7 protein-coding genes and 1 tRNA gene are annotated in these 6,194 nt (G+C 56.9%); 4 read left to right on the top strand and 4 right to left on the bottom strand.

Translation table 11 applies throughout. The annotated features are described in order from the left end of the window. Positions 1 to 454: 454 nt before the first annotated feature. The 4 genes from ACR0B3_RS22875 to ACR0B3_RS22860 form a co-directional block, all read right to left on the bottom strand. A tRNA-Arg gene (locus ACR0B3_RS22875) sits at positions 455 to 531 on the bottom strand. Between the two features lie 64 nt (positions 532 to 595). Next, a complete protein-coding gene (locus ACR0B3_RS22870) occupies positions 596 to 1,978 on the bottom strand; it encodes a sensor histidine kinase (RefSeq protein ID WP_480811075.1) in 1,383 nt (460 codons plus the stop codon). A gap of 18 nt (positions 1,979 to 1,996) precedes the next feature. Further along, on the bottom strand, positions 1,997 to 3,415 hold the full coding sequence (locus ACR0B3_RS22865) for a dihydrolipoyl dehydrogenase family protein (protein ID WP_480811074.1): 1,419 nt from the start codon (positions 3,413 to 3,415) through the stop codon (positions 1,997 to 1,999). 3 nt (positions 3,416 to 3,418) lie between these two features. After that, positions 3,419 to 4,150, bottom strand: a complete 732-nt coding sequence (locus ACR0B3_RS22860) for a TVP38/TMEM64 family protein (RefSeq protein ID WP_480811073.1) — start codon at positions 4,148 to 4,150, stop codon at positions 3,419 to 3,421. A 295-nt stretch (positions 4,151 to 4,445) separates the two neighbouring features. On the opposite strand from ACR0B3_RS22860, the gene rpmH reads away from it, so the two are divergent. The 4 genes from rpmH to ttcA are packed head-to-tail and all read left to right on the top strand — an operon-like array spanning position 4,446 to position 6,173. Then, entirely contained in the window at positions 4,446 to 4,580 is a 135-nt protein-coding gene (gene rpmH / locus ACR0B3_RS22855) for a 50S ribosomal protein L34 (RefSeq protein ID WP_005980833.1), read from the top strand. Between the two features lie 26 nt (positions 4,581 to 4,606). Next, entirely contained in the window at positions 4,607 to 5,029 is a 423-nt protein-coding gene (gene rnpA, locus ACR0B3_RS22850; protein ID WP_480811072.1) for a ribonuclease P protein component, read from the top strand. After that, positions 5,026 to 5,256, top strand: coding sequence for a membrane protein insertion efficiency factor YidD (gene yidD, locus ACR0B3_RS22845; RefSeq protein ID WP_480811071.1), 231 nt, complete (start codon positions 5,026 to 5,028; stop codon positions 5,254 to 5,256). Before rnpA ends, yidD begins: the two co-directional genes overlap by 4 nt. A 38-nt stretch (positions 5,257 to 5,294) precedes the next feature. Continuing rightward, positions 5,295 to 6,173 carry a tRNA 2-thiocytidine(32) synthetase TtcA gene (gene ttcA, locus ACR0B3_RS22840; protein ID WP_480811070.1) on the top strand — a complete coding sequence of 293 codons (879 nt, stop codon included), beginning with the start codon at positions 5,295 to 5,297 and terminating at the stop codon, positions 6,171 to 6,173. Positions 6,174 to 6,194: the final 21 nt, after the last annotated feature.

The following is a 6,194-nucleotide window of genomic DNA, read 5'->3' as shown; positions in this document are numbered from 1 at the left end:
GCCCGCCAGCGCCGGAAACCATCATCCCGATGGATCACAGGCCGATGATGCACTAACAATCAAATTGGACCAGTCAGATGAGGCTGCTCAGCGGGTGCTATCAGCCATCGACTTTTTTTGGCCAGTGGGATTTGGACAAGCCAAACGCCCCTGGCCGTCAGGGTGAGGGCGCCGCCCTCCCCCTCGGGCAACCCTATTAGACAGGGCCGTGTCCTCGGCTGCGCCTGCGGGCCGCACCACCCCTGTCGAATAGCATTGCCTCGCCCCCTCCCGCGTTCGCCACGTGGCAGATCAGCAGGAACAGGCGGCTTCGCCGTCTGATCTACAAATCAGCCCTGATTTCCTGAAGGAAAGTCAGATCAAACGAAGCAGTCTGCGGGAGTACGAAAAGGGGAAGTTGGGTCAGTTTATGACGCAAAAGTCAAATTCGTCTGACGTCCAACAGAAACCAAAGTGGCGGACCGAGGAGGATTCGAACCCCCGACCCCTTGATTCGTAGTCAAGTACTCTATCCAGCTGAGCTATCGGTCCGCGTTGGTGAGGCGCTATTTAGACCTGAGGCAGAGGGGGCGCAAGCCGATTCTTCAAAAAAACTTCAAAAATTCATTTCACCACGCGCGAGCCTTATTTCAAAGGTGGTTCCCTCAGGGCCGGTCTCTTTCAAGAAGAGGTCTCCTCCGTGACCGCGTACCAGTTCTTGTGAAATTGCAAGCCCGAGACCAGAACCTCCTTTGCGTACCCCGCCTTGAAACGGGGTAAACAGATTCTCTTGAGCTTTGGGTGGTAGGCCCGGGCCTGTGTCGCTTATTTCAATACACCAATCTGAAGCTTGCTCGGATGCCGTGACGCTGACGCGACCTGGCTTGCCCGAGGCCAAAAGCGCCTGTCTGGCGTTGCGCACGAGGTTCATGATGACCCTGAAGATCTGTTCGGGATCAGCACGGACGATCAGTTCCTCAGGAACGTCGTTCACGATTTCGACGCAAGCATCGGCGATAGCGAGGCGTTCGCTGGACACGACGTCAGCGGCGATGTCTCGCAACCGAACCATCGTGAGCGTCGGAGCGGGCTCCTCCGCCCGCCCGAAGGCCAATGTGCTTTCACATAATGAAACGGCCCGGGTGATCGAATTCACCAGTTTTGGTGCCATGCGTGCAACCAGTGGATCATCGCTCGATTCAATGCGATCGGTGAACAATTGCGCCGACGTCAGAATGTTGCGCAAGTCGTGGCTAACCTTGGCGACTGCTCCGCCCAATTGCGCCAGACGTTCGCGTTGTTTCAGGGCCTGCGTCAAATCGGTTTGCAACATCTGCAAGGCTTCTTCAGCTTCGCGTAATTCCGTGACCCGCGAGTTGGGGGAAATAATACCGCGCGCATCTTCGGGCGCACTGGCGTAGCGCTGCATGTATCCGACGACACCTTTGATCGGGCGCACCAATACAATGCGCACAGCAAGAAAGAGCAAAGACGCAGTGATGATTGAAATGAAGAAAGATAAGCCCAAAATGCGCAGACCGTAATCTGTCATCGCCATGCGTAACGGGTCACTGTCCATTGTGACTTCGATCAATAGGCCTGCATCCTTTACCGGGGCACCTATGACGCGGATGACCTCGTTCTCAGGCGTAAAGAAGCGCCGGGTGGCGTCGCGGATCAGAACCCAGGCGCTGGCATTGCGCAGGTCATAGGTCTTGGTAATCTGGTCAGGGATCGGCGAGGACAGCATCAACTGGCGTACCTCGTCACGGCGTAGCACGACGTTATAGACACCAGCATTCGCCAGCAGCTCAGCCTCAAGCTCGTCGGCCAGCATGTCATCTGCCAGCAATGCGAGTGAGGCGATCTGCGCGCGCTCTAACCGATTCAGCAAAAAGTCTTCGCGAAACCGCGCGATCGAAGGCACAAAGATCAATATCTCGGCCAACATTACGAAGACCGTCGTCAGGATCAGAAATCGGCCCGACAGCGAATTCACTTTGCGCTCCTTCTTGCGTCAGGGGATCCAGCGTTGGACGAACCTGACCACTCGTTTAACCGTTTGATTCTCAAACAGCCTTGGCGAGAAATAAGCGCCCGCCACGCGTTTGTTAAGCTCTCCGATCGTCGGATAGGGCGAAACCATCGCGGCGATCTGACCCATTTTAAGGTTATTGGCCAAGGCCAGCGACCACAAGTTGATCAATTCTCCGGCCTGATGCCCTACGATTGTCACGCCAACCGGTCGGCCTTTTACGACCATCACCTTAATGAAACCCTTCGTCTTCCGTTCGGAAATAGCGCGGTCATTGTGGTGGTAGTCGAACCGGGCGATTTCCATCGCGTCACCATGCTGATTACGCGCCTGCGCCTCGGTCAGTCCGACCTGCGCCAGTTCGGGATCGGTGTAAGTGGCCCAGGGAATATGCGCCGTTTTCGCTTTGGAAGGCAGTCCAAACAGAGCGGAACGGATAATGACTCCGGCGTGATACCCCGCCACGTGGGTGAATTGCAGCCCGCCTGCCGCATCCCCTATTGCGTAAACCCTGCGGTTAGATGTCCGAAGCGACTGATCGACATTGATGCCAGTAGGCGTACGCTTGATCCCTGCTGCCTCAAGGTTCAGACGCTCGACATTGGCCTTTCGCCCAACCGCTAACAAAAGATGTGATCCCGCGTAGATTTCCCCATTCTCGGTGACCACCTCAACAGCACCCCCGTTGTCACGGATCTGGGCCACCATCGCGTTTTCATGGATCGCTACGCCTTCAGCCTTCAAACTCTCCAGCACGAGCGAGGCAGCTTCGGGGTCGTCCTTGCCCAGCGCCTTCATCCCCTCGATTACAGTAACCTTACAGCCCAAACGGATGTGCGCCTGCGCCATCTCCATGCCAATCGGGCCACCGCCGATGATTAGAAGATGCGCAGGCTTGTCGCGCAGATCGAATATGGTCTCGTTGGTGTAATACGGCACCTGATCCAGACCCGACAATGGCGGTACCAGTGGGGATGAGCCGGTCGCAATCACCACACGCCGTGCGGTGATCAGATGATCGCCTGCCTGCACCTGCGTAGGCGAGGCAAAGCTGCCGTATTCGCGGATGACCCTGACGCCGAAACCTTCGAAGCGCTCCTGACTGTCCATCGGCTCGATCTGAGAGATCACATCGTGAACGTGATCCTTAGCGGCGGCGTAATCGATCTGAGGCGCGACATCCGTGACGCCAAAGGCAGAACTGTGGGCCTGTCCATAGGCTGCCTTGCCACTGGCGATCAGAGCCTTCGAAGGAACGCAACCGAAGTTCAGACAGTCGCCGCCCATCTTATGGCCTTCAAGCAAGACGACATCCGCCCCCATCTGGCTCGCTCCGGCCGCGACAGACAGCCCACCCGACCCGGCGCCGATCACCAGGATATCGGTTTTCAGTTCTTGCATGTATCAGGTGTCCTTTCGGCCACGAATGGAATTTATGACAATCGGCAATGCAGCCAGAACACACAAGCCAATGATGGGCCCGATGACAAATGGCTCCCACAGCAATGACACTTCCGGCGTTTCGCCCCGGTCAAATACACCACCCAGCCCGACGCCTATCCACGTGTAGACAATACCACCCGGAATGATTCCCAGCGCCGTGGTGATCAGGAAGTTTCGGAACTTTACGCCAACCAACGCAGGCACCAGATTTGCCACGAAGAATGGCACAACAGGGACAAGGCGCAAAAGGAACAGCACCGAGATTTCATTCTCGCGCAGCGCGTTCTTTAGCTTTTTGACCGTCCCTTCCGACGATTCCAGCCGCGCCGTCAGCGATTCTCCTAATCCCCAGCGTGCCGCCAGAAAGATGGCCGAGGCCCCTATTGTGGCTGCAAACACGTTAAAAACTGTTCCGGCGACGAGGCCGAACAAAAACCCTCCTGTCATCGAAGCCACAGCGGCACCCGGCAACGAAAAGGCAACGATCACGATGTATATGCCAATGAACGCAGCCGCCATCGCCCAGTAGTTTCCGTCCCGCCACGCCAAAAGCGCCTCGCGGTTGTCGCGCAGGGTCTCAAATGTCAGGTAGTCGCCCAAGGTAAAGAAACCCAATGCGGCAACGGCGAGGATCACCAGCAGAGGTATGTGGCGCGCAAGGCCGTTGCGCGAGGTCTGAGTCGTATCACTCATCAAACTGTCCGGTTTGGTGCGTTTCATTCTGCCTACAACATGCGACGCCAAAGGCCCGCACAACAGGTACCTCACGGGGCGTTGATGTCTGCAACCGGGAATGTGAGAAATTGGGGGCCAAAACCTTTAATTTGAAACCTTTTGCTGGTGGCGGTTACAGAATTGTTGCAAAAGGCGTCGAAACCCCCACCTAGGGGTTTGACTTAGCACCCGTGACCCAGTAGAGGACGGGCTTCGAACACTCGGGCCAGGCGAATCCGCGCCGCACCCACCGCTATAGATTGGAGACGGAGCGATGAAACGCACCTATCAGCCTTCGAACCTGGTTCGCAAACGCCGCCACGGTTTCCGCGCGCGCATGGCTACTAAAGCCGGCCGCAAAATCCTGAACGCGCGCCGCGCACGTGGCCGTAAGTCGCTGAGCGCATAAACCGCCTCACTGATCAGGTTATGAACATGATGCCGCCGGAGGCCCCTGAGGATGGTAACAACCAGCCGAGGGTCAAGCCCCCGGCGGTGTCCGTTTGCGCGCGTGAAACATTGATTGTTCTGCGGAAACGCTCAGACTTTCTGAAAGCTGCGCGGGCAAAGCGACAGGGCACTGCCTCGATGATGGTGCAGGCTCGGAAGCGCGCGCCCGACGAAGCGGCGGGTGTTCGCGTAGGCTTCACCTGCTCAAAAAAAGTTGGCAATGCCGTGGCCCGCAATCGCGCCAAGCGTCGCTTGCGTGAGGCTGCGCGTGCCGTTTTGCCCAGTCAGGGTCAAGTCGGTTGGGATTACGTGCTGATTGGTCGCGCCGAAGTGACGGCTGCGCGGCCCTTTGATGTCTTGAAAGACGACCTGCGCTACGCCCTGCGCAAGTTGCATGGTAGCAAATGACCCTATTCGCAAATCTCATCGCTCTGCCGATCAGAGCTTATCGGCTGATATTCAGCCCTTGGGTCGGGTTCAATTGCCGTTACCAACCCACCTGTTCGGCTTACGCGCTGGAGGCGCTGGAAAAGCATGGCCCGATCAAGGGCACGTGGCTGGCCGCCAGACGCATCGGACGCTGCCATCCATGGGGTGGCGACGGATATGATCCCGTACCGGACGATAAATCCTGACCCTTGCCCGGTTAACCCATCTGCGATAGGCCCCGCCCATGTTTGATGAAGCCGACGATATCCATCCTCTCTTTGCCGGTGCACCTTCGACCACCGAGTTCAAGAAGCTGCGCAAACGCATTGTGCGCCATACGCGCGAGGCAATTGAGCAATATGGGATGGTCGACCGCTCTGGCGACACACCACGATGGCTGGTCTGCCTGTCGGGCGGAAAAGACAGCTATACTCTGCTGGCCGTGCTGTACGAATTGAAATGGCGTGGTTTGCTGCCTGTCGATCTTTTGGCCTGCAATCTGGATCAGGGGCAACCTGGGTTTCCCGCGACGGTCCTGCCTGAATTTCTAGAGCGTATGGGTGTTCCCCACCGTATCGAATATCAGGACACCTATTCCGTTGTGATGGACAAAGTCCCGCAAGGCCGCACCTATTGCGCGCTGTGTTCACGCCTGCGCCGGGGCAACCTCTATCGCATCGCGCGCGAGGAAGGGTGCTCAGCGGTAGTGCTGGGTCATCACCGGGATGATATTCTTGAGACCTTTTTCATGAACCTATTCCATGGCGGACGTCTGGCGACGATGCCACCGAAGCTGGTGAATGAAGAAGGCGATTTGTTCGTTTTCCGCCCCCTCGCCCACGTCGCCGAAGTGGATTGTGAGAAATTCGCCAACGCGATGAACTATCCCATCATTCCTTGTGACCTTTGCGGCAGTCAGGACGGCCTGCAACGCCAGCAGGTGAAGCAGATCCTTGATCAATGGGAAAGAAATGCGCCGGGGCGACGGCAGGTGATGTTCCGGGCGCTGACCAACGCACGGCCTTCGCATCTTTTGGACCCGAAACTCTTTGATTTTGCAAATCTCTCCATTGATCCGATTCAAAAAGACGAAAATTCAGAAGAAATTCCCAAGTTACGTTAACGCCTGACTCAGATTGGTTTC

The sequence above is a fragment of the Ruegeria sp. CE9 genome (genome assembly GCF_056537425.1).
The sequence above is the reverse complement of the archived record's forward strand: the minus strand, read 5'-3'. Positions and strand labels throughout refer to the sequence as shown.

Excerpts from the sequence above, each read along its gene's own strand:
- ACR0B3_RS22865 (WP_480811074.1), bottom strand. The coding sequence starts at position 3,415 with ATGCAAGAACTGAAAACCGATATCCTGGTGATCGGCGCCGGGTCGGGT.
- ACR0B3_RS22860 (WP_480811073.1), bottom strand. The coding sequence starts at position 4,150 with ATGAGTGATACGACTCAGACCTCGCGCAACGGCCTTGCGCGCCACATA.
- rpmH (WP_005980833.1), top strand. The coding sequence starts at position 4,446 with ATGAAACGCACCTATCAGCCTTCGAACCTGGTTCGCAAACGCCGCCAC.
- rnpA (WP_480811072.1), top strand. The coding sequence starts at position 4,607 with ATGATGCCGCCGGAGGCCCCTGAGGATGGTAACAACCAGCCGAGGGTC.
- yidD (WP_480811071.1), top strand. The coding sequence starts at position 5,026 with ATGACCCTATTCGCAAATCTCATCGCTCTGCCGATCAGAGCTTATCGG.
- ttcA (WP_480811070.1), top strand. The coding sequence starts at position 5,295 with ATGTTTGATGAAGCCGACGATATCCATCCTCTCTTTGCCGGTGCACCT.